The 23,043-nt window shown below is 73.1% G+C and carries 17 protein-coding genes; 10 read left to right on the top strand and 7 right to left on the bottom strand.

Going from position 1 to position 23,043, the window contains the following annotated elements; genetic code table 11:
- The first annotated feature begins 70 nt into the window (after window positions 1-70).
- The 3 genes from FHX32_RS08280 to FHX32_RS34445 all read left to right on the top strand — a co-directional run bounded on the left by FHX32_RS08280 (window position 71) and on the right by FHX32_RS34445 (window position 4,760).
- Window positions 71-1,594, top strand: coding sequence for an MFS transporter (locus FHX32_RS08280; protein WP_167180167.1), 1,524 nt, complete (start codon window positions 71-73; stop codon window positions 1,592-1,594).
- A gap of 59 nt (window positions 1,595-1,653) precedes the next feature.
- The gene (locus FHX32_RS08275) at window positions 1,654-2,235 is read left to right on the top strand and encodes a TetR/AcrR family transcriptional regulator (protein WP_167180166.1); all 582 of its coding nucleotides are present in this window, start codon (window positions 1,654-1,656) and stop codon (window positions 2,233-2,235) included.
- 158 nt (window positions 2,236-2,393) lie between these two features.
- Window positions 2,394-4,760: a glucose 1-dehydrogenase gene (locus FHX32_RS34445; protein WP_208418005.1), complete on the top strand. Its 2,367-nt coding sequence runs from the start codon at window positions 2,394-2,396 to the stop codon at window positions 4,758-4,760.
- Between the two features lie 193 nt (window positions 4,761-4,953).
- Here FHX32_RS34445 and leuA read toward each other — a convergent pair whose 3' ends face one another.
- Together leuA and FHX32_RS08255 are read right to left on the bottom strand one after the other, a co-directional pair.
- Complete coding sequence (gene leuA, locus FHX32_RS08260; RefSeq protein WP_167180165.1) at window positions 4,954-6,705, bottom strand: 2-isopropylmalate synthase; 1,752 nt, start codon at window positions 6,703-6,705, stop codon at window positions 4,954-4,956.
- A gap of 237 nt (window positions 6,706-6,942) precedes the next feature.
- Window positions 6,943-8,214 carry an MFS transporter gene (locus tag FHX32_RS08255; RefSeq protein WP_167180164.1) on the bottom strand — a complete coding sequence of 424 codons (1,272 nt, stop codon included), beginning with the start codon at window positions 8,212-8,214 and terminating at the stop codon, window positions 6,943-6,945.
- Between the two features lie 78 nt (window positions 8,215-8,292).
- Here FHX32_RS08255 and FHX32_RS08250 point away from each other — a divergent pair, with 78 nt between their 5' ends.
- Window positions 8,293-9,279: a winged helix-turn-helix domain-containing protein gene (locus FHX32_RS08250; protein WP_167180163.1), complete on the top strand. Its 987-nt coding sequence runs from the start codon at window positions 8,293-8,295 to the stop codon at window positions 9,277-9,279.
- Between the two features lie 20 nt (window positions 9,280-9,299).
- Here the strand turns inward: FHX32_RS08250 and FHX32_RS08245 are convergent, their stop codons facing one another.
- Window positions 9,300-9,878, bottom strand: a complete 579-nt coding sequence (locus FHX32_RS08245) for a nitroreductase family protein (protein WP_167180162.1) — start codon at window positions 9,876-9,878, stop codon at window positions 9,300-9,302.
- A gap of 83 nt (window positions 9,879-9,961) precedes the next feature.
- A complete protein-coding gene (locus FHX32_RS08240; protein WP_486480960.1) occupies window positions 9,962-10,756 on the bottom strand; it encodes a hypothetical protein in 795 nt (264 codons plus the stop codon).
- A gap of 222 nt (window positions 10,757-10,978) precedes the next feature.
- Between FHX32_RS08240 and FHX32_RS08235 the strand changes: the two genes are divergently transcribed.
- Both FHX32_RS08235 and FHX32_RS08230 read left to right on the top strand, forming a co-directional pair.
- Window positions 10,979-12,244, top strand: coding sequence for an aspartate kinase (locus FHX32_RS08235; protein ID WP_088996480.1), 1,266 nt, complete (start codon window positions 10,979-10,981; stop codon window positions 12,242-12,244).
- Between the two features lie 5 nt (window positions 12,245-12,249).
- Entirely contained in the window at window positions 12,250-13,311 is a 1,062-nt protein-coding gene (locus FHX32_RS08230) for an aspartate-semialdehyde dehydrogenase (protein WP_167180161.1), read from the top strand.
- A gap of 117 nt (window positions 13,312-13,428) precedes the next feature.
- On the opposite strand, the gene FHX32_RS08225 is transcribed toward FHX32_RS08230, so the two are convergent.
- Window positions 13,429-14,850, bottom strand: coding sequence for a diguanylate cyclase (locus tag FHX32_RS08225; RefSeq protein WP_167180160.1), 1,422 nt, complete (start codon window positions 14,848-14,850; stop codon window positions 13,429-13,431).
- Window positions 14,851-15,063: 213 nt separating this feature from the next.
- On the opposite strand from FHX32_RS08225, the gene FHX32_RS08220 reads away from it, so the two are divergent.
- From FHX32_RS08220 to FHX32_RS08210, 3 genes are all read left to right on the top strand, one after another.
- The gene (locus FHX32_RS08220; protein ID WP_167180159.1) at window positions 15,064-15,843 is read left to right on the top strand and encodes a phosphodiesterase; all 780 of its coding nucleotides are present in this window, start codon (window positions 15,064-15,066) and stop codon (window positions 15,841-15,843) included.
- A gap of 58 nt (window positions 15,844-15,901) precedes the next feature.
- Window positions 15,902-16,147 (top strand): hypothetical protein, encoded by a 246-nt coding sequence (locus tag FHX32_RS08215; protein ID WP_167180158.1) that lies wholly within the window; start codon window positions 15,902-15,904, stop codon window positions 16,145-16,147.
- A gap of 228 nt (window positions 16,148-16,375) precedes the next feature.
- The gene (locus tag FHX32_RS08210; protein WP_167180157.1) at window positions 16,376-18,082 is read left to right on the top strand and encodes a bifunctional metallophosphatase/5'-nucleotidase; all 1,707 of its coding nucleotides are present in this window, start codon (window positions 16,376-16,378) and stop codon (window positions 18,080-18,082) included.
- Window positions 18,083-18,151: 69 nt separating this feature from the next.
- Here the strand turns inward: FHX32_RS08210 and FHX32_RS08205 are convergent, their stop codons facing one another.
- Window positions 18,152-19,435, bottom strand: a complete 1,284-nt coding sequence (locus tag FHX32_RS08205; protein WP_167180156.1) for an MFS transporter — start codon at window positions 19,433-19,435, stop codon at window positions 18,152-18,154.
- 236 nt (window positions 19,436-19,671) lie between these two features.
- Between FHX32_RS08205 and FHX32_RS08200 the strand changes: the two genes are divergently transcribed.
- Window positions 19,672-20,145 carry a hypothetical protein gene (locus tag FHX32_RS08200; protein ID WP_486480959.1) on the top strand — a complete coding sequence of 158 codons (474 nt, stop codon included), beginning with the start codon at window positions 19,672-19,674 and terminating at the stop codon, window positions 20,143-20,145.
- Window positions 20,146-20,350: 205 nt separating this feature from the next.
- Here the strand turns inward: FHX32_RS08200 and FHX32_RS08195 are convergent, their stop codons facing one another.
- Window positions 20,351-22,825 (bottom strand): choice-of-anchor D domain-containing protein, encoded by a 2,475-nt coding sequence (locus FHX32_RS08195; protein ID WP_167180154.1) that lies wholly within the window; start codon window positions 22,823-22,825, stop codon window positions 20,351-20,353.
- Window positions 22,826-23,043: the final 218 nt, after the last annotated feature.

The following is a 23,043-nucleotide window of genomic DNA, read 5'->3' as shown; positions in this document are numbered from 1 at the left end:
CCGCACAGTACCCGGGCCGGGTTTCGGCGTTTCGCGGCGTCTGGAGAATGGCGCGAGGCAGATTGGTCGGATGACCGAAACCGCTCCCGCGCTCCGCCTCGGCACCGCGGCCGGCCGGGGCACGCTGCTCGCGGCGGTGCTCGCCTCCGGCATGGTCTTCCTGGACAGCACCGTGGTCAACGTGGCGCTGCCCCGGCTCGGTGCCGACCTCGACGCCACCGTGGCGGGTCTGCAGTGGACGATCAACGGCTACCTGCTGACGCTCGCCGCGTTCGTGCTGCTCGGCGGGGCGCTCGGGGACCGGTTCGGGCGGCGGCGGGTCTTCCTGCTCGGGGTGGCCTGGTTCACCGTGGCCTCGCTGCTCTGCGGGCTGGCCCAGGAGACGTCGTGGCTGGTGGCGGCCCGGTTCCTCCAGGGCGCCGGCGGCGCCCTGCTCACCCCGGGCTCGCTGTCGGTGCTCCAGGCCAGCTTCCACCCGGACGACCGGGGCCGGGCGATCGGCGCCTGGTCCGGGCTCTCCGGCGTGTCGACAGCGCTCGGCCCGTTCGTCGGCGGCTGGCTGATCGACGCGCTCTCCTGGCGGTGGATCTTCTTCCTGAACGCGCCGCTGGCCGTGCTGGTGGTGCTGGCCGCGCTGCGCTGGGTGCCGGAGAGCCGGGACGAGAACGTCTCCCGCACCGAGGGTCCGGGTCGGCGGCGCCGGCGCTTCGACGTGCTGGGCGCGCTGCTCGGCGCGCTCGCCCTGGCCGGCGTCACGTACGCCCTGATCGACGCCCCGGCGCGCGGCCTGGACTCGCCGCCGGTGCTGGTCGCGGCGCTGCTCGGGGTGGCCGGCACGGTGGTGTTCGTGCTGGTCGAGCGGCGCCGCGGGGACGCCGCGATGCTACCCACCGGGCTGTTCGGCAGCCGGCTCTTCTCGGTGCTGAACGTCTTCACCGTGGTGGTCTACGCCGCGCTCGGCGGCTTCACCTTCTTCTTCTCCGTCTACCTGCAGAACGTGGTCGAGTGGTCGGCGTTCCGCACCGGGATCGCGCTGCTGCCGATGACCCTGCTGCTGATGGTCGGCAGTGCCCGGGCCGGAGCGCTCTCCGCCCGGATCGGCCCGCGGCTGCCGCTGCTCGTCGGGCCGCTGGTCGCCGCGGCCGGTTTGCTGCTGCTGCGCGGGGTCGGTCCCGGCGCGTCGTACTGGCGGGACGTGCTGCCCGGGGTGGCGCTGTTCGGCGCGGGGCTGACCCTGGTGGTGGCGCCGCTGACCGCGTCGGTGCTGGCCGCCGTGGCGGACCGGTTCGCCGGGGTCGCGAGCGGCTTCAACAACGCCGCCGCCCGCGCCGGTGGGCTGCTCGCGGTGGCCGCGCTGCCGCTGCTGGTCGGGCTCTCCGGCAGCGGCTACGAGCAGCGCGGCGAGCTGACCGGCGCGTACCGGGGCGCGTTGCTCTGGTGCGCCGGGCTGCTGGCGGCCGGCGCGGTACTGGCCGGCCTGCTGATCCACCGGCCGCCCCGGTCGGCGCCGCCGGCCCAGCCCTGCCACACCCTGCCGGTGTCCACCCCGCCCGAGCGGCGGGACGGCGCCCGGCAACGCCGGCCCGGGGAGTGAACAGCGACGGGCGGGGTCAATTCTTGACCGAACGATCTAGAAACGGTTAGAGTCGAGCCGTGGCAAGGACCAAGGAGTTCGATCCGGACGCGGCGCTCCGGGCGGCACTCGACCTGTTCTGGGAGCGGGGATACGAGGCGACCTCGATGGCCGACCTGGTCGAGCATCTGGGCGTCGCGCGAGCGAGCATCTACGCGACCTTCGGCAACAAGCACGACCTCTATCTCAAGGCCCTCGACCGCTACGGCGAGCTGGTCGACCCCCACCTGCTGCGTGATCTGTCGCAGCCGGGTCCGGCACTGCCGGCCGTACGGGCGCTCGTCGAGCGCTACGCGTCCGAGGCCGGCGACGACAGCGGCCGGCGTGGCTGCTTCATCGTCAACACGGCGGTGGAGGTCGCGCCGCACGACCGGCAGGCGGCCCGTCGCGTGGCGGCGAGCTGGGACTACCTGGAAGCCGCGCTGACCTCCGCGTTGATCCGGGCGCAGGCCCAGGGCGAACTCGCGCCGGGCAGGGACCCCCGTGCCCTCGCCCGGCTCCTGGTCGTGCTGCTGCAGGGCATCCGGGTGGTCGGCAAGGTGTCGGCCGAGCCGCGGCGGCTGCGCGACGCCGCCACACAGGCGCTGGCCCTGCTCGCCTGACGACGGGCCGCCGAAAGCGGACCACTGATCGCCCGCGGGCGCGCCACCGCCGAGATTCGCGCCCGGTGGCGCGGTGTCCACGTTCTTCTTCGACCCTGCGTGCCAACCCCTGCGCTGAATCTAGACCGAACGGTCCTGAATCATGGAGGTGAGTGACGATGGCGACAGCGGTCCCCGACGTACCGCCCGACGCGGCGCCGCACCGCCGTCGCCCCTCGCCGCGATCCGGTCACGCCGGTCGGGACGGTGCGCCGGGCAGGCCGGCCACCGGCCCTGCCTTCGCCCTGCTCGCCACCGTGCAGACAACCCTGATCTTCACGATCACCGTCATCTCCGTACCGCTGCCGGTGATCGGCCGGGAGTGGGGACTGGGTGGGTCCAGCCTGGTCCTCCTCAGCGCCGCCTACGGGTTGTCCTTCAGCGGCCTGTTGCTGTTCGGCGGGCGGCTCGCGGACCGGTACGGCGGACGCCGGACGCTCACCGGCGGTCTGGTCGTCTTCGGGGCCGCGTCGATGGTGGCCGCACTCGCTCCCGGAAGCGGGATCCTCACCGCCGCGCGCTTCGCCCAGGGGGTGGGCGCCGCCCTCGTCGCGCCGGCAGCCGTCGCGGTGCTGCGACGGCTGTTTCCGGACCCGGTCGGGCACGGCCGGGCGATGGCGACCTGGGGCGGGTTGTCGGTGCTCGGTGCGACGTTGGGAAGCCTCCTCTCCGGGATCGTCGCCACCTGGTTGTCGTGGCGATGGACGCTGGCGGTCCCGCTGGTGGTCGCCGTGGTGGCGGCGGTGGTGGCGCCGCGGTTGCTGCCCGCGGACACCCGGTACAGCCGGGCCGCGCTCGACCTGCCGGGCGCGTTGCTCGCCACCACGGGCACCACGCTGTTCAGCCTCGGCCTGGTGGTGACCGGCGAACACCCGTGGACCTCGGCGATGGTGCTGGCCCCGCTGGCCTCGGGCCTGGTTCTGCTCGGCGCGTTCGTCGCGGTCGAACTGCTCAGTGCCGACCCGCTCCTGCCGATGTCCTTCCTGGCTGATCCCCGGCGGGTGACCGCCCTGCTCGTGATCGCCCTGTCCGCGGCCGGAACCACCGTCGTCTCCCTCCTGCTGGTCCTGTATCTCCAGCAGATCCGGGACTGGACGCCGCTGCGTACCTCGCTGGCGTTCGCTCCGTACGCGGTGGTTCTCGTCGTCGTCGGGCGGCTGTCCGGGCGGCTCATCGTCCGATGGGGAGCCCGACGCACGACGTCCACCGGGCTCGCGTTGGCGGCTGGCGGCCTGCTCCTGCTGGCCGGTCTGGACCCGCGAACCGGATACTGCCCCGGTCTGCTGCCTGGCCTCGTTCTCCTGCCGGCAGGAGTGGCGTTGTGCTTCTCCGCCGGGTCGGTGCTCGCCCTCGCCGACGTACGACCGCGGCAAGCGGGGCTCGCCGGCGGCGTGTTGAACACGGCGATGGAGGTGGGACCGACGGCCGGACTCGCCCTGCTGACCGCACTCGCCGCGGCGCGCACCACCCACCTCGAGAGCGGCGGTGCCAGCCCACCGAACGCAACCACCAGCGGGTACGCCTGGGCGTTCGGCGCCGCCGGGCTCGCCTTCGCCGTACTGGCCGCCGTCACCGCGGTGACCGGACGCAACCGCCCCACCGGCCGGGCTGACCACAACGACCTCGGCCCAGCGGCGGATCACCCGCCGCCTCGGCCGACCGCGCACACCGCAGCGCGAACCGTAGCAGCACCACCGATCCGACACCGAGAAGGAGTCACCACCGTGACCGCACGATTCACCGGCAAGGTCGCCCTCGTCACCGGGGGCGGCGCAGGAATCGGCCAGGCCGTCGCACGAGCGTTCGCCCGCGAGGGAGCGGCCGTCGTCGTGGCGGGCCGTACGCTCGGCGCGCTCGACGAAACCGTCAAGCTCATCGAGGACGAGGGTGGCCGCGCCTGGGCCGTCACCGCCGACGTCACCCGCTCGGCCGACCTGGCCCGCCTGGTGGCCGAGACCACCAGCCGGTACGGCGGGCTCGACATCGCTGTCAACAACGCCGGAATCCTGGCTGCGGTCGGCCCGGTCGGCGACGTCGACGAGGAGCAGTGGCAGCACCTCGTCGCGGTGAACCTCACCGGCACGCTGCTGGCCATGAAGTACGAGATCGCCCACATGCGGGCCCACGGTGGCGGCGTCATCGTCAACATCGCCTCGAACCTCGGTGCCCACGCCCGGCGGGCAGGGCTCGGTGCGTACGTCGCGACCAAGGCCGCGGTGAGTGCGCTGACCCGCAACGCCGCACTGGACCACATCCGGGAGGGGATCCGGATCAACAGCGTCAGCCCCGGACCCGTGGACACCGCGATGTCTCTCCTGCCCGGGGAGAGTCCGGCGGACCGTGCCGACCGGATGGCGGCCCAGCTGCCGATCGGCCGCGTCGGCACCCTCGACGAGGTCGCCGCGGCGGTGCTGTACCTGGCCTCGCCCGACGCCGGCTTCGCTGTCGGCACCGACCTGGTGTTCGACGGAGGGGCCGCCGCGTAGCGCCACCGCCGCCCGCGTGGGTCGATCCAATGCCTGCGCGGGCGGTGCCTCGGCCGACCGGCCACGGGACCACGTCCGCGCACCCGGGGCGGATGGCCCGGGCGTCGCCGACGCCGGGGTGCCGGAACGGCTCCGACACCCCGACGTCACGCGGCCGGGTCGACCCCGCGTCCTGCCCGGCGGGGTCGCCGGGTCAGTCGCGGGCGCGGTTGACGGCGCTGGTGACGGCCTTGATCGAGGCGGTGACGATGTTGGCGTCGGTGCCGACGCCCCACACCGTCCGCCCGTCCACCTCGCACTCGACGTACGCGGCGGCCTGCGCGTCCCCACCGGAGGAGAGCGCGTGCTCGTGGTAGTCGAGCACCCGTACCGCCACACCCACCGACTGGAGCGCGTTGACGTACGCGTCGATGGGGCCGTTGCCGACCGCGGTCAGCGACCGCCGCTGGCCGCCGAGACCCACCTGGGCCTCGATCTCGACCTTGCCCTCGGCGGTGCCGATGGCGTAGCCGGTCAGCGTGACCGCCGGGTCGAGCTGGTGGTCGAGGAGGTAGTTCTCGGCGAAGATCTGCCACATCGCGCCCGGCTCGACCTCGCCGCCGGAGTGGTCGGTGACCTGCTGGACCACGCCGGAGAACTCGATCTGGAGCCGGCGCGGCAGGTCGAGCTGGTGCTCGGTCTTCATGATGTACGCGACGCCGCCCTTGCCGGACTGCGAGTTGACCCGGATGACCGCCTCGTAGGTGCGGCCCAGGTCCTTCGGGTCGATCGGCAGGTAGGGCACCGCCCACGGGTGTTCGTCCACCGGCACCCCGGCCGCCGCGGCGTCCGCCGCCAGCGCGTCGAAGCCCTTCTTGATCGCGTCCTGGTGCGAGCCGGAGAAGGCGGTGTAGACCAGGTCGCCCGCGTACGGGTGGCGCTCGTGCACCGGCAACTGGTTGCAGTACTCGACGGCCCGCTTGATCTCGTCGATGTTCGAGAAGTCGATCATCGGGTCGATGCCCTGGGAGAACAGGTTCAGCCCCAGGGTGACCAGGTCGACGTTGCCGGTGCGCTCACCGTTGCCGAACAGGCAGCCCTCGATCCGGTCGGCGCCGGCCAGCAGCCCCAGCTCGGCGGCGGCCACCCCGGTGCCCCGGTCGTTGTGCGGGTGCAGGCTCAGCACCAGGCTGTCCCGGCGCGGCAGGCGCCGGTGCATCCACTCGATCGAGTCGGCGTAGACGTTCGGCATCGCCATCTCGACCGTCGCCGGCAGGTTGATGATCAGCTTCCGGTCCGGGGTCGGGTCGATCACCTCGATGACCTTGCTGCACACCTCCAGCGCGTACTCCAGCTCGGTGCCGGTGTACGACTCCGGTGAGTACTCGTAGTGGATGTCGGTGTCCGGGGTGTGGATCTCGGCGTACTTCTGACAGAGCCGCGCGCCCTGGGTGGCGATGTCCGCGATGCCGTCCCGGTCCAGCCCGAAGACCACCCGCCGCTGGAGGGTGGACGTCGAGTTGTAGAAGTGCACGATCGCCCGCTTCGCGCCGCGCAGCGACTCGAAGGTGCGGTCGATCAGGTGCTCCCGGCACTGGGTCAGCACCTGGATCGTGACGTCCTCCGGGATCAGGTCCTGCTCGATCAGCTGCCGGACGAAGTCGTAGTCCGTCTGGCTGGCCGAGGGGAAGCCGACCTCGATCTCCTTGTAGCCCAGCTGCACCAGGAGCTGGAACATCCGGCGCTTGCGCTCCGGCGACATCGGGTCGATGAGCGCCTGGTTACCGTCGCGCAGGTCCACCGCGCACCAACGCGGCGCGACCTCGACGTGGCGGGTCGGCCAGGTGCGGTCCGGCAGGTCGATCCGGAACTGCTGCTGGTAGGGCTGGTAGCGGTGGTAGGGCATCCGGCTGGGGCGCTGCCGGGCGATCGGATCGGTCTCGGCGTCGGTGACGGGTTGAGCCATTGGCGTGCTGCTCCCTGGGAACATGTGGCGTCAGCAATCGGAAGGTGTCGGCGCGACGTCGGGCGACGGTGCCCGGTGGGCCGAGGAGAAGTTCGGATGTGCTGGACGGCGCGGTTCGACTCCGCGACGAGGTGCCGGCCGGTCAGGCCTCGTCGCGGCAGCCAAGGAGAAGGAACGCCCGCCACATGACAAGGTCACCCTATGTGGTGGTAGGGGCAGTGGGAAGGCAGGTCCGGATTATGGGATCGGGCTCACTGCCGCCTCCGTGCACTCCGCGCCCAGCCGCGGCGTCCGCCCCGCCCAGGACACCACGGGTACGATCGCCAGCCCGACCAGGGCGAAGATCGCGGCAGTCGGATACCAGCCCCAGCCGCCGGTGGTCACCCCGAGCGCGGTCAGTCCGGCCGGGGCGATCAGGTACTGCAACTGCGTGCCGAGCCGGAACGCCCCCACGTACGCGCCGCGCTGGGCGGCCGGCGGCAGGGTGGCGGTGAGCCCCCAGGTGCCGGCCGACTCGACCAGTTCGGCGACGATCAGCAGGGTCGCGGCGGCCACCAGGACCACCACGGTGAGCGTGCCCCGGGTCGCCCCGGAGATCGGCAGGGCCAGGCAGAACAGGGCGATCAGCAGGGCGCCGCGGCGGGACGCCCGGGCGGCGCCCGGCGCGGTGTCGGCGCCCCGGCTGGCGCGTACCTGAAGCAGCACGATCAGGACCGTGTTGAGCAGCACCAGGCCGGCGATCAGCGTCTTCGGAGCGTCGGTGTGGGCGAGGATCCAGAGCGGCAGCACCGTCAGGTAGAGCGTCTGGTGCGCGGTGAGCAGCCCGGAGAGCAGGGACACCGCCATGAACGGGCGGTCCCGGAGCACGGCGAGCCGGCTCATCGGCTCCGCCGACCGGGCCACCTGGGGCAGCCGGGGCAGTCGCCGCACGAACAGAGCCGTCACCAGGAAGACCGCCGTGATGAACCAGATCATTCCCCGGTACGCCTCGATCGTGTCCACCGCCAGCACCAGGCCGCTGATCACCGCGCCCAGCCCGAACCCGACGTTCAGCGAAGAGCGCTGGTACGCCATCGCGGTGACCCGTTCGGCCGGGGGGAGTGCGTTGATCGAGTAGACCTGCCGGGCGACGCCGGCCGCGGCGTCCACGGCGGCCAGCGCCACCACCACGGCGAGGAAGCCGGCGAAGCCGCCCACGTAGGGGTAGGTCGCGAAGAGCGCTGCCTCCAGCACCAGCCCGAGAACCCAGACGCGCTGCGGCCCGTACCGGTCGGTGAGCCCGCCCAGCGGCACCGTGCCCAGCAGCGACACCCCCGCCGCGATGGACAGACCCAGCCCTACCTGGGCGGCGCTGAGCCCGAGCGCCCGGGTGAAGAAGACGGCGCTGCCGGCCTGGAAGAGGCCGCTGCCGACGGCGTAGACCATGGCCTGCACGGCCAGGGCGCGGGTCAGCCCGGCCGGCGGTACGACGTTCCGGACAGCGGTGCGGATGGTTTCTCTGGCCCTCATGGCCGGTGAGTGAACCGGGCCACCACGGCCCCGGTCGAGCCTTTTAGGCTGGGTCGAATCCTGCGTCCGGGGGGTCGTGTGTCCGAGTTGCGGTTCAGTCTGGCCGACGTCGCGGGAGTGCGGCTCGCCGTGTCGCCGGCCAACGAGACGGTCATGAGCATGTGGGCGTTGGCCAATCCAGTCCGCTACGCGGTGCACCTGCCCTGGATCGACCGGGCCCGGGTGACCTTGCGTCGTCCCGAGGTGGCCGACCGGGTCCGACCGTTGGTGGAGCTGACCCGGCCGCATCGCTGGCTGCCCGACTTCCTCACCCCGGCGGCCCGGCCGAACCTGGAGATGGCCGAGCAGCTCGACCAGATCGCGGCGACGCCGCCGGACGTGGTGGTCCGGGATCTGCTGGCGACCACCCCGCGCGGGCCGCTGAGCCCGTTCGGTTTGGCGCTGCTCGCCGATCCCCGCGGGCTGCTGCCACATCTCATCGACGCCGTGCGGGTCTGGTACGACGAGGCGATCGCCCCGGACTGGCCGCGGATGCGGGCGCTGCTCAACGCCGACGTGGCGTACCGCGCCGCTCAGCTCGCCGAGGGCGGTGCCGGTCGGTTCTTCGAGCAGCTCCACCCGAGCCTGCGCTGGCTCGGCGACCGGGTGGTCAGCGACGACCCGTTCGAGCGGGACTTCGACCTTCGCGGTCGCGGGCTGGCGCTGAATCCGGGCGTGTTCACCGACCGACGGGTGCTGTGGAACCTGCTGGAGGACTCGTTGCCGGCCGGGGCGTACCCGGTCCGGGCGGTCGGAACGCTCTGGGAGGCGATCGGGACGCCGTCCGGAGACCCGCTGGCACGGGTGCTCGGCCCCGGCCGGGCCGTGCTGCTGCACCTGCTCGACACTGCGGCCACCACCACCGACCTGGCCCGACTCGCCAGGATGTCCGCCGGAAACGTCTCCCAGCACCTGGCCGCGCTGCACGCCGCCGGCCTGGTCCACCGTTCCCGGCAGGGCCGGCACGTCCTCTACCGCAACACCGAAGCCGCGACGGTCCTGCTCCGGGCCAGCAGCGGCGGATGACCCGACCCGGCTGCGGCCGATCAGGCGAGCAGCAGCTCGGTGAGCGGGCGGCGGCGTCGCAGCGCGGTCTCCTCCGACAGCAGGTCAGCGGGGAGGCTCAGCGGGTCACCCAGCTGACCCACGGCCGCCGCCGCGTACGGGCGGACGTCGGGCGGCAGGTCGAGGTCGGCGGCCAGGCCGGCCCGGTCCAGGTCGAGCACCTGGCGGACGTGCAGGCCGAGCGCGGTGGCCTGCACGGTGAGGTGCGCGATCGCCTGCCCCAGGTCGTACGCGGCGTGCCCGGCAAGGTCGGCCCCACCCGCGTGCCCGGTCGGCTGCGCGGTGTGCCCGGCCGGGTCGGCCAGGTGCGCGGCGAGCAGCAGCGCGGACGCCCGTCCCGCCCAGCGCTGGTCCCGCGCGGGCAGGTTGACCAGGATCCGCTTGAAGGTCTCGTCGTCGCGGTGCCCCAGGACGAACCGCCAGGGCTGGCGGTTGCCCACCGACGGCGCCCACCGGGCCGCCTCCAGCAGCGAGGACGTCTCGGCCGGGGTCAGCTCCGCGGTCGGGTCGAACGAGTGCGGACTCCAGCGGATCGCGAGCAGCGGGGTCAGGTCGGCCATGGGTAGAGCGTCCCCTATGGGCGTTTCGCCCGTCGGAGCTGGTTGGTCAAATGTGGGCAATCGCACCCGTAACGGAACGAAGGTCAGAACGTTCCGGCGCTCGGACTCCCCGACGAGTCGGGCGGCGGCGGGGAGGCGGTGCCGAGCGCCTCGCCCTCCACCACCGGCCCGGCGAGCTGCACGGTGGCCGGTGCCGGGGCGGGCGTACCAGCCAGGGTCAGCGTCCCGGCGGCCGTCCGCACCGCGGTGGGCGTGCCGTCGGCGTCGTAGCAGTAGATGCCGACGTCGAGCGGGGGGTTGATCGAGGCCGAGGTGGTCTCCACCGCGTAGCAGGCGCCGGTGGCCCCGGGCGGCGGGGTGGCCGGGGAGACGGCCAGCGGGGCGCGCCGGTCGGTGAGCACGGCCAGCCAGTCGGTGAACGGGTGCTGCACCCGCGGGTCCAGCCGCCGGGGGAGGCCGTCGTCCGGGTCGCCGAGTCGTACGCAGCTCGGCGGCTCGGGCCGGCTGGCCGACGGCAGGGCGCACTGGAAGAGCCCGTCGGCGGTCGCGGCGAGTGAGATGTCGGCGGTGCCGCCGAGCGCCCCGCCCGGCACGTCCACCCGCCAGGTGCCGTCGTTCGCGCTGGTCACCACGATCGTCCGGGCCGGGGCGTCGGGTGCGCGCAGGGTGTAGCTGGCGACCAGGTGCCGGTCCTGGGCCGCCGCGGCCAGGGCGGCCAGCTCGTCCCGGGCCGCGTCCCGCTCGGCGGGTGCGGGGGCGCTGGTCGGGGTGGGCGGTGGCGTGGCCGGCTGGTCGGCGGTGCAGGCGGCGAGGACGGCCGGCAGGGCCAGCGCGAGCGGGCCGGCCAGGCGTCGGGCCGGGCGGAGGTGGGCGTGCACCCGGTCATTCTGGGCCGCCCGGCCGGGCCGTGGGGACCCGTGTGGCGGTGGCCGGCCCGGCGTGTCGCGGGCCACGCCACCGGGCCTCCGCCGGCCGGATCGTGGGATCACCCGACCCGGCGGCGCGCGCCGCCCGATACGCTGAGGGCGTCTGACGCGCGCCGCCGGCCCCGGTGCCGGCGGCGTCGGCACGCTCAGGGTCACTGGAGGGAGCGCACCGTCGTGGCACTCGTGGTGCAGAAGTACGGCGGGTCCTCCGTCGCCAACGCCGAGCGGATCAAGCGGGTGGCCGAGCGCATCGTCGCGGCCCGCAAGGCGGGCGACGACGTGGTGGTGGTGGTCTCCGCCATGGGCGACACCACCGACGAGCTGCTCGACCTGGCCAACCAGGTCAGCCCGCTGCCGCCGGGCCGCGAGCTGGACATGCTGCTCACCGCGGGCGAGCGCATCTCGATGGCGCTGCTCGCCATGGCGATCCACAACCTGGGCTACGAGGCCCGCTCGTTCACCGGCTCGCAGGCCGGCGTGATCACCACCTCGGTGCACGGCCGGGCCCGGATCATCGACGTCACCCCCGGTCGGCTCAAGGGCGCGATCGACGAGGGCGCGGTGGTCATTGTGGCCGGCTTCCAGGGCGTCTCGCAGGACACCAAGGACGTCACCACGCTCGGCCGGGGCGGTTCCGACACCACCGCCGTGGCGCTCGCCGCCGCGCTGAACGCGGACGTCTGCGAGATCTACACCGACGTGGACGGCGTGTTCAGCGCCGACCCGCGGATCGTCCCGAACGCCCGGCACATCAAGCAGATCACCTACGAGGAGATGCTCGAACTCGCCGCCTGCGGGGCGAAGGTGCTGCACCTGCGTAGCGTGGAGTACGCCCGCCGGGCGGGGTTGCCGATCCACGTCCGTTCGTCATACTCGACCAACACCGGCACGATGGTCACCGGATCGATGGAGGACCTTCCTGTGGAGCAAGCACTGATCACCGGGGTCGCCCACGACCGCAGCGAAGCCAAGATCACCATCGTGGGGGTGCCGGACGAGCCGGGCGCCGCCGCGCGGATCTTCGACACGGTGGCCGGTGCCGAGATCAACATCGACATGATCGTGCAGAACGTCTCCACCGAGGGCACCGGCCGCACCGACATCTCCTTCACCCTGCCCAAGACCGACGGCCCCACCGCGATGGCGGCGCTCAGCAAGATCCAGGAGTCGGTCAAGTTCAAGGGCCTGCTCTACGACGACCACGTGGGCAAGGTGTCGCTGATCGGCGCCGGCATGCGGTCGCACCCGGGCGTGGCGGCCGGCTTCTTCGCCGCCCTCGGCCAGGCCGGTGTGAACATCGAGATGATCTCCACCTCCGAGATCCGGGTCTCCGTGGTCTGCCGGGACACCGACCTCGACGCCGCGGTGCGCGCCATCCACGACGCCTTCGACCTGGGCGGCGACACCGAAGCCGTGGTCTACGCGGGGACGGGACGGTAGCGCCCGTGGCGCCGCTGCCCACCCTCGCCGTGGTCGGCGCGACCGGGGCCGTCGGCACGGTGATGTGCGAACTGCTCACCGGGCGCAAGAACGTCTGGGGCGAGATCCGGCTGCTCGCCTCCGAACGCTCCGCCGGCAAGGTGGTCCGCTGCCGCGGCGAGGACCTCACCGTCCAGGCGGTCACCCCGGAGGCGTTCGACGGCGTCGACGTGGCGATGTTCGACGTGCCGGACGACGTCTCGGCGCACTGGGCCCCGATCGCGGTCAGCCGAGGCGCGGTCGCCGTGGACAACTCCGGGGCCTTCCGGATGGACCGCGACGTCCCGCTGGTGGTTCCCGAGATCAACCCGGAGCAGGTGCGCAACCGGCCCAAGGGGATCATCGCCAACGCCAACTGCACCACCCTCGCGATGATCGTCGCGGTCGCCCCGCTGCACCGCGAGTACGGCCTGCGCGAGCTGGTGCTCGCCTCGTACCAGGCGGTCTCCGGCGCCGGTCAGGCCGGGGTGGACACGCTGCACGCCCAGCTCGGCAAGATCGCCGGCGACCGGGGGCTCGGCTCCCGCCCCGGCGACGTACGCCAGGCGGTCGGCGACGAGCTCGGTCCGTTCCCGGCGCCGCTGGCGCTGAACGTGGTGCCCTGGGCCGGCTCGCCGGCCGACGCCGGCTGGTCGTCCGAGGAGCTCAAGCTGCGCAACGAGTCGCGCAAGATCCTCGGGCTGCCCGATCTCAAGGTCTCCGCCACCTGCGTGCGGGTGCCGGTGGTGACCGGCCACTCGGTCGCGGTGCACGCGGTCTTCGCCACCGAGGTCGACGCCGAGGGCGCCCGCGAGGTGCTGCGCAACGCGCCCGGGGTGATCCTGGTCGACGACCCGGCCGCCGGCGAGTTCCCGATGCCGATCGACGCGGTGGGCACCGACCCGTCCTGGGTCGGCCGGATCCGCCGCGCCGTCGACGACCCCCGCGCCCTGGACTTCTTCGTCACCGGGGACAACCTCCGCAAGGGCGCCGCCCTGAACACCGCCCAGATCGCCGAACTCCTCGCCACCGAGTTCACCCCCCGCTGATCCACCCCCACCCCCACGCGCCGTGACCCTGCGCGCACGTTCAGAGAAAGAGTGCCTATCCAGCGCCTGATGGCCACTCATTCTCTGAACGTGCGCGGGCGGCGGGCGCGGGCGGGATCAGGCGGCGGCGAGGTGGACGCCGTCGCGGCCGTGCCGCTTGACGGCGTAGAGGGCCTGGTCGGCGCGGCGGAGGGTGAGCTCCGGGGACTCGCCGGGGCGGGGCAGGGCGACACCGATGCTGATCGTCCGGCCGGTACGCCGGGCCGCCTCGGTGAGTCGTTCGGCGATCCGGACCGCCTCCTCGGGCCGGTTCACCTCGATCACCGCGACGAACTCGTCGCCGCCGATCCGGTACAGCTCGTCGCCCTGGCGCAGCGCCCCCTCCAGCGCCCGGGCCAGGCCGACCAGCACCCGGTCGCCGGCCTGGTGGCCGTACGTGTCGTTGACCGTCTTGAAGCCGTCCACGTCGATCGCCAGCAGGGCCGTACGCCCCGGGGTGGCCGTGGCGATCCGCTGGCCGAACGGCCCGGTGTGCCGCAGCCCGGTGAGCGGGTCGGAGCTGGCCTGCTCGCGCAGCCGGGCCAGGGTGCGCAGCCGGTCCAGGCAGCTCCACGCCTGCCCGGCGAGCAGCTCAACCAGGTTCACCGTGGTCGGGTCGGGGCGGAGCAGGCGCTCGTCGGCGACCAGCAGCGCGCCGCCCTCGCCGGCCGGGCCGACCGGCACCACGATCAGGGTGCGAACGCCGGCCCGGAGCAGGGGTTCGTGGTCGGCGACCGGCGGGTGCCCCGGTTCGCCGAGGGTGTAGCCGGCACCGTAGCGGTGGGCGCGACCGACCATCCGGCCCAGCGCCGCCGGCCCGGCCTCGGCCAGCTCGGCCCGGATCCGCGCCTCCAACTCGCCCGGTTCGCCGGTCGGCGGGTCGAGGCGGGGACCGGCGGGACCGGCCAGCACCAGTACGGCGGCGGGGAGCGCCGACACGTCCCGGGCTGCGGTGACGGCGGCACTCAGCACGTCCCACTCGGTCGCCGCCGAGGTCAGCGCGGCGGCGTGCCGGAGCAGCTTCTCGCTGCGGCTCTCCGCCGGCGGCCCACCGAGCGCCACGATCCGGGCGCCGAGCCGGGCGGCCAGCCGCTCGGCGGTCTCCCGCCACGGGGCGAGGTCCACCGGCTCGCACCACTGCAGGTCGAGCACGCCGATCGGGCGACCCGCCGGGTCCAGCACCGGTACGCACACCTCGGCCGTGACGTCGGGGCGTACCGGCAGGTAGTCGGGGTCGGCGGCGACGTCCGGGACGACGGCGGTCAGGCCGGAGTCGTACACCCGGCCGACGATCCCGGTCCGCGGCGGGACGGTCGAGAAGACCTGCCAGGAGCCGGTCGCCGCGACGCAGCGGAGCCGGTCGTGCACCCGCAACAGCACCGAGATGGTGGCCGGCGCGTAGCGAGCCAGCGCGGTGACGGTCCACTGGCAGGCCTCGACGGCGGTCGACGCCATGGGGAGGCGGACCGTGACGTCACGGATGACTCGCTGGTGATCCATTCGCACGTCATTCCAGGTAGGGGTGCTCGGCCCGGGGCCGGGAGGCGCGATCAAGGGTACTCAGCGCCGAGCCGATCCGCCCTTGGCCGAGCTGGGCGAACGGCTTCGTACACATGTGCTATCCACAGGCTGTGGACGCTGGCTGTGGGCCGGGCGGCCCGCGCTGCGCGGGCCGCGACGATAGCGTGGGGGTACCGGTCGAGTGGAGGCACGATGCTCATCGCCCAGCTCAGTGATCCGCACCTGACCACCGGTGTGCTCGGCGCCGAGCCGGCCGCCGGGCTGCACCGCGCGCTCGGCCGGGTGCTGGCGCTGCGCCCCCGGCCGGACTGCGTGGTGATCACCGGCGACCTCGTCGACCACGGCCGCACCGACGAGTACGTCACGCTGCGCGAGGTGATCGGGCGCTTCCCGCTGCCGGTGCACCTGGTCGGCGGCAACCACGACGACCGGGAGTCGCTGCTCGACACCTTCGGCGGTACGCCCCTGCTGGGCGGTGGCTTCTCCGCCTACTACCACGTCGACCACCCGGACGTGACCATCGTGGTGCTGGACTCGCTGGTGCCGGGCTCGGGCGGCGGGCGGCTCGGCGACGAGCAGCTCGGCTGGCTGGACGGGGTGCTCGCCGGCCGGCCCGACACGCCCGCCCTGGTCTGCCTGCACCACCCGCCGATCGACGTCGGCCTCCCCGCCGCCGACGCGGTCCGGCTCGCCGACGGCGACGCCCTCGCCGAGGTGGTCGGCCGGCACCCGCACGTGGTCCGGGTGCTCGCCGGCCACCTGCACCGGCCGGTGACGGCGGCCTTCGCGGGCACCGTGCTCACCACCGCACCCAGCACCTGGCGGCAGGCGTCGCTGACCATGAGCCCGGACGAGCCGATCGGCTGGGTCGCCGAGCCGACCGGCTTCCTGCTGCACCGGCTGGCCGGCGCCGGCTGTGTGACCCACACCGTCGAGGTCAGCCACGCCGCCGGCCTGACCTGCACCTACTGAGGGTTCGACGCGGCAGCGGCAGGCCGCCCCGCGCCCTCGACGGGGTGGACGCCCCAGCATGACCCGGACGGACAAGGGCGGGGCCGGGACGTGCGGGTCCGCCCTGGTCCCGCAACGGCTGCCACCGCCCGGGTGGTTGGCGGCGGCGGTGCGCGCCGGGGTAGCCGATCGGGTGCCGCCGGCCGGACGCGTCGGCTCCACCGCCCGGTCGGTGTCGCTCATCGGGACGTCCTCGCCCCGGTCCGCCGTCCGGACCTATTTCCAGGCCAGCCCGTCGACGACCCGTGCGGTGCTCGTCACCTGACCGTCATGTCCTGATCGCCCGGTCGTCCCGGCCGGGTCACCGGCGATTGCCGCAGCTCTGGTGTGCTGCCCAGGTCGACCGTTCGCGGCTCGGATGAGAGGCTGTCCCCGGCGGGGCGGCGGCCCCCACCGCTGCCACCCGCGATCGAACCCTGCCGACGGCGGGGCCGGGGCCCGACGCGAACCACCGACCGGGTACCCGCCGCGCCGGTATCCCATGAGGAGTTCCATGTCCATCCCCGGGATGCGTCGGGCCGCCATCGGCCTGACCGCGCTCGCCGTGACCGCGTTCGGCGCGGTCGCCACAACCCCCGAACAGGCGGAAGCCGGGCCCAGGCCGGTCGACGTCACTCTGCTCGCCCTGAACGACTTCCACGGCAACCTCGAACCGCCGAGCGGCTCCAGCGGCTCCATCGCCGGGCAGCCGGCGGGCGGCGTCGAGTACCTCGCCACCCACCTGGCCGAGCTGCGCGCGGCCGCCAAGAAGAAGAACACCATCACGGTGGCCGCCGGCGACCTGATCGGCGCGTCCCCGCTGCTCTCCGCGGCGTTTCACGACGAGCCGACCATCGAGGCGCTGTCGATGGCCGGGCTGGACTACGCCAGCGTCGGCAACCACGAGTTCGACGAGGGCGCCGCCGAGCTGCTGCGCATCCAGAACGGCGGCTGCCACCCGGTCGACGGCTGCGCCGACGGCACCCCGTACCAGGGCGCCGGCTTCCAGTACCTGTCGGCCAACGCGTTCAAGACCGCGACCGGCCGGCCGCTGCTGCCCCCGTACGCGATCCACAAGGTGCAGGGCGTCAAGATCGGCTTCATCGGCATGACGCTGGAGGGCACCCCGCAGATCGTCAGCCAGGAGGGGGTCGCCGGGCTGAGCTTCGCCGACGAGGCGGACACCGCCAACCGGTACGCCCGCGAGCTGCGCCGCAAGGGCGTCGAGGCGATCGTGGTGCTGCTGCACGAGGGCGGCAGCCAGGCCGCGGGCGGTGGCATCAACGACTGCGTCGGGATGACCGGCCCGATCGTCGACATCGCCAACCGGATGGACCCGTCGATCGATGTGGTGGTCAGCGGGCACACCCACCAGGCGTACAACTGCAACATCAACGACAAGCTGGTCACCAGCGCCAGCTCCTTCGGTCGCCTGGTCACCGACATCGACCTGAAGATCGACCGGCGGACCGGTGACGTGCTCACCGCCGGCGCCGAGAACGTCGTGGTCACCCGGGACGTCGCTCAGGACCCGGCGCAGACCGCGCTGATCAGCCGGTACAAGGAGGTGCTCGGTCCGGTGGCCGACCGCGAGGTCGGCCAGACCAGCGAGGCGATCACCCGGGCCCAGGAGACCCTCTTCGGTACGCAGATGGGCGAGTCCGCGCTGGGCAACCTGATCGCGGACGCGCAGCTCGCCGCCACCGACGACGAGCAGGGCGCGGTCGCCGCGTTCATGAACCCGGGCGGCGTCCGAGCCGACCTGGACACCGGCCCGGTCACCTACGAGGAGGCGTTCACGGTGCAGCCGTTCGCCAACAACCTGGTGACCCTCGACCTCACCGGCGCGCAGCTGTACTGCCTGCTGGAGCAGCAGTTCATCACCAACCGCACGCTCTACCCGTCGTCGACCGTGCGCTACGTCGTCGACCCGAACGGCACCACCGGCCCCAGCACGGACCCGTGCGCCGGCACTCGGGTGGTCGGGGGCAGCCTCACCTTCGGTGGGGTGGCGGTCGACACCGCCGCCACGTACCGGGTCACGGTGAACAACTTCCTGGCCGGCGGCGGTGACGGCTTCAGCGTCCTCACCGGCGGCACGAACCTGGTCACCGGCATGATCGACCTGGACGCCTTCGTGGCCTACCTGACCGCGGAGTCCCCGGTCTCGGCCCCGGCGCTGGACCGCATCCGCACCACCGCCGAGGTCGCCGCCGCCTGACGGCAGCACCGACGCGGATCGGGCCCCGGAGCGATGCGCTCCGGGGCCCGACCCGTTCCAGACCGACGGTCAGACGGCGGCCGGGGTGGGTTCCAGGGTCGCGGTGGGGGCCGGCACGCGGCCGTCCTGCCCGGGGGTGAGCAGCCGCCGCAGGGAGAGCGCGAGCAGCGAGGCGACCAGGCAGCCACCGACCACGAAGGCGACCCAGATCCGGCCGTCGGCCGCGCCGATCAGCGGACCGGCGGTCACCGGGCCGATCACCCCGCTGATCCCGAAGATCATCGAGCTCATCGCGTTGTAGCGGCCGCGCAGCTCGTCGGTGGCCAGCGCGTTGGTCAACGCGGGCATCACCGGCGAGAGCATGGTCTCGCCGAAGCCGAAGATCGCCGAGCAGGCCATCACGCAGAGCGCCGCGAGCAGCGCGTTGCCCGTACCGATCACGCCGGCGAAGCCGAGGACCAGCCAGGCGGTCGCGAAGACCGCGCCCACCACCGCGAGGGCGCCGGTACGGCTGCGCCCCTCCAGCCGGCGGATCACCACCAGTTGGGCGAGCACGATCATCACCGTGTTGGCCGCCAGCGCCCAGGCCACCACCCGCGGGGTCACCTCGGCCACCCGGACGGCGTACGCGGTGAAGCCGACCTCGATCTGGGCGTAGCCGCAGGTGGTGAGGACCAGACCGAAGATCACCAGCCGGCGGAACGGGCGGTCGCGGAGCACGGTCAGGTAGCCGCCGCTCGGGGCCCTGCCCTCGGCCGTACGGGTGGCGAGCCGGTGCCCGACGCCGGGCAGGGTCAGCAGGATCAGCGCCGGCATCAGGTAGGTAACCGCGTCCAGCAGGTAGATCAGCTGGAAGGTGACCGGGCGGCCGGTGTCGACGATCGCGCCGGAGGTCAGGCCGCCGACGCCGATACCGAGGTTGAGCAGGGCGAAGTTGAGCCCGAAGACCCGCTGCCGCTCGCCGTCGTCGGTGAGCGAGGCGAGGATGGTGTTCTGCCCGGACCAGATGGCGGAACTGCCGATGGCGATCACGGTCATCACCAGGAAGGCCGAGCCGGTCGAGTCGACCAGCGCCAGCGACCCGGTGCCCACCGCCTCGATGAGCAGGCAGGGCAGCACCACCCGGCGGGCGCCGAACCGGTCGATCAGCGTGCCGCCGACCGGCGACAGCGCCAGGGTCACCGCGCCGTACCAGCCGATCACCAGGCCGGCCCGAGCGTCGGTGAGCCCGCGTACGTCGGTCAGGTAGATGAACAGGAACGGCAGGGTGAGGCCGCGCCCGATCGCCGAGAGCAGGGTGCCGACGAGGATCCGGCGGGCTTCCGGACGACGGGGTAGGGCGCGACGCAGCATGCCGCGATTCTGTTCGCCGGGTACGACAGGTGGCGAGCCGTTTACCTGGGCCCAGGCGTACGCCCGGCCGCCGAGTGACCAAGACCACGGGCAGCCGCCGACGGCGCGGGCCGGCCGATCCGCGTCTCGCACCTCGACCGCATCGTCGGCCCGATCGGTCCGGAGGTATCGCCCTCGGGCCGGCCGCGTCGGCCTCGGCTGACGGCGGTGTCGGGGTGCTCTGCCATGCTGGCGCGGTGACCGTGACCTGGCGACACCTGCCCGCGCCCGCCCGTGAGATCGCCGTCGCGGCCGCCGAGGCGGTCGATGCCGCGCGGACCCGTGACCCGGAAATCTACGAGACGTCCGTCGGCCGGCTGGCCGGGGCGGAACGCTCGGGCCTCGTGCTCGGCGCGGTGGTCCGGCTGCTGCTGGAGGAGACCCACCCGGACGGGTTGGCTGGCGACGACGTACGGCAGGTGCTGGAACGCTGCGTCCGGTCGGCCGCCGGCTGGTGGCCGGACGTCGAACCGCACGTGGTGCTGGTGCTGCTCGCCGGTGCGCTCGGGGTGTACGACCCGGGCGACGACGACAACCCGCCCGACCCGGTGGCGGTCGCCCGGCACGCGCCCCTGCTCGTCGCGGACCTGTTGGCGGTCACCGGCCGCCCGCTCGACGGCTATCTGGCCGCCGCGTTCGCCGAGATCGAGCGCACCGAGCGGCACGACTGACGGCGAGAGTCAGCGCAGGGTCGGGGTCGAGCGCAGGTCGTCGGTCGCCGGGTCGCCACCGCTGCCGATCGAGTTAGGAAGGCGCCCAACTGCCGCGCCTTGTACTGGAGGAGCGCATCCGATCGGATGCGCTCCTCCGCCGTCCGGTCATGGTGCCGGGGACCGCCCGCAGTGGATACGCGCGCGGTCCCCGGCTCTCACCTGGTCACAGTTGCTTGGCCCGGCCCGGCGCCGGTGCCGTCGGGGTCACCGCCGAGGGATCCGCCGGGGCGGCGTCCCGCGCCCGCACACCGGCTTCCCAGTCGGCTGGCGCCGACGGCGGGTACCGGTGGAAGGTGCCGACCACGTCCACCACCACGTCGCAGTAGCCGCTGGCGTTGTAGACGTTGAATCGGCGGTCCGGCCCGACCATGGTCTGCACCGCGTTCGGCACGACCGACCCGGCGGTCGGGTTCAGGTTGGAGGTGCTCGGCCGGCCGATGCCGTCGATGCCCGCCGGCCAGACCGTCAGGAAGGTGGTCCGGGTCGGCTTGACGGCGGTCACGTTCGTCGCCAGCGCCCGCGTGTCGGCGTCCGTCACCGGGGCCGGCGCGGCGATCGTCGCCGTCTGCCCCGGCCCGAGCCGCGCCGGCCAGCCCTGCCCGGCGCGGGTGTCCGCGATCCGGGTCGGTACGGCGGGCGAGAAGCGCAGCCCGTTGGGGAGCGTTCCGTCGTCGTAGAACCCGACGAGGTCCACGATGACGTGTGAGCTGCTGCTGGTGTACACCCCGATCGACGGCAGGCCGGTGGCGCTGCCGCAGTCGTCACAGGGCGTCGTCGGCACCACCGCGAAGTTCGGCACCGTGGCGCCCTTCACGTAGTTCAACGTCGACGTGTTGGGCAGCCCGTACGCGTATCCGCTCCAGGCGGTCAGGAAGCCGGAACCGGTCGGCGAGGTGGCGGTGATGTTGACCGCGAACGCGCGGACCCGCGGGTTGATGGTGCTGTTCCAGTTCGCGACCGAGTTGAGGTAGTGGTCGGCCGGAAGGCGGGAGCCCCAGGTCCGCGTGTCGGTCAGCCGGATCGGCTTGGCGAGCGCGTGGTACTGCCCGCCGTCGTAGCCGGAGCAGCACTCGTGGCCTTTGGAGTAGTAACCGAACACGTCCGCGACGATGTGCGTCGACGCGCCGGCGTTGTAGAGGTTCACCTTGCCGTTAGCGCCGACCTTGACGGTGACCGAGTTGGCTCCGGTCCAGCCCTTCACGTAGTTCAGCGACGAGGCGTTCGGGCGCGCCACGTCCGACGGGTAGGCCGTGACGAAGCCGCTGCCGGTGGGGCCGGTGACGGTCACGTTGAGCACCACGGTCGAGGCGTCCGTGGGCACGCCACCCGCCCCGGTGACCTGGAGCGACACCACCTTCCCCGAGCCGACCATCGCCTTCGGAGCGCCCTTGCCGGAGCGGGTGTCCAGGATCCGGTACGGCGACATCGTGGAGTAGGTGCCCTTGTCGGACTTGTACCCGTTGACGCCCAGCGATATCTGCGTCGAGCCGGCGAAGCTGTCGTCCGGTAGCGAGATAACCGCCCCACCCAGGGTGTTCTCGGCGGGCCGGGCGACGGCGGTGATCGCGCAGGTCTGCCCCTTGGCCAGGGTCCGGCCGGAGCAGGCGTCATTGGTGATCTTGAAGTAGGCCGCGTTCGCGCCGACGATCGACGCCGTGCCGAAGGTGATCGGCGCGTCGCCCGCCCCGGTGAGGGTCACCGTCTTCGGCGCCGAGGTCTCGTACGCCGCGACGTAGCCGAAGTCGAAGTACGGCGGCGAGGCGGTGGCGTCCCGGGCGTCGAAGCCCTCCAGGGACAGCAGCCGGGCCACCTTGCCGGCGATCGAGTTCTCGACCAGGGTCAGCACCGCGGTCTGCTCACCGATCGCCGACGCCTTCGGGGTGATGGTCAGCTTGCAGGTCTCGCCGTACGAGAGGGTCCGGCCGGAGCAGGTGTTCGCCGAGATCTCGAACGCGGCCGGGTTCGCCCCGGAGAGCGAGGCGGCACCGAACGTGGTCGGCTCCGTTCCGTTCACCTCCACGGTTACGTCCTGCGGCGTGCCGGCGGCGCCGGCCGGCTGCCGCCCCATCTGCAGCCGGTACTCCCAACTGTCGGTGGCCTGGTACCCGATGCTCGACCGGAACCGGATCTCGCCCTTGGCCGTATCGGTGCCGCCACAGGGGATCGAGAAGCTGGCGGCGAAGGCGGTGAACTTGCCCGTCTCGTCGTCGTACTCGGCCTCGGCGACGTCCAGCGTGCCGGTCGCGCCGCTGCTGCAGCCCTGCCCGTCACCGGAGACGTTGAGCGTGGTGATCGAGTCTTGCGGGCTGAAGTTGGTCCTGGTCTCGTAGGACTGCCCGGCGGTGAACCGGGTGCCCACCGGCGGGGTGACATTCAGGTCGTGCCAGTGGCTGCCGTCGAAGCCGCGCATCACCAGCGCGTAGCCGTTCGCGTTCTGCTGGTAGATCTCCAGCGTGTTGCGGGAGGCCTCGTAGGAGAAGTTGCCGTCGATGTAGCCCCAGCCGTCGAAGTGCATGGTGAAGGCGGTGTGCGGGGCGACGGGTGGTTCGGCGGCCTCGGCCCGGGCCGGGGCGGCCACTGTGGTGGATGTCAGTAGGACGGCGATGGCGCCGACCAGGGCGCCACGTAGGGTGCGCACGGTTCCCCCATGGATAGGTCGATGGCGCGGGACGCCGGGCGATCTCCCGGCGCGATGACCATAGGAGATCGATACGAGCGCGGGCAATGAGCCGGATGACCGAGGGGCTCCACCCACCGACCGACGGTGGTCGAGGTCGGCGGCGACAGCGAGCCGATCGCCGCCCGCAACGGCGGCGGATGCCCCCGCCGCTCGAACCTGCTCGCGGAACAGAAGGC

The organism is Micromonospora sp. CNZ280 (assembly GCF_011759515.1).
The sequence above is the reverse complement of the archived record's forward strand: the minus strand, read 5'-3'. Positions and strand labels throughout refer to the sequence as shown.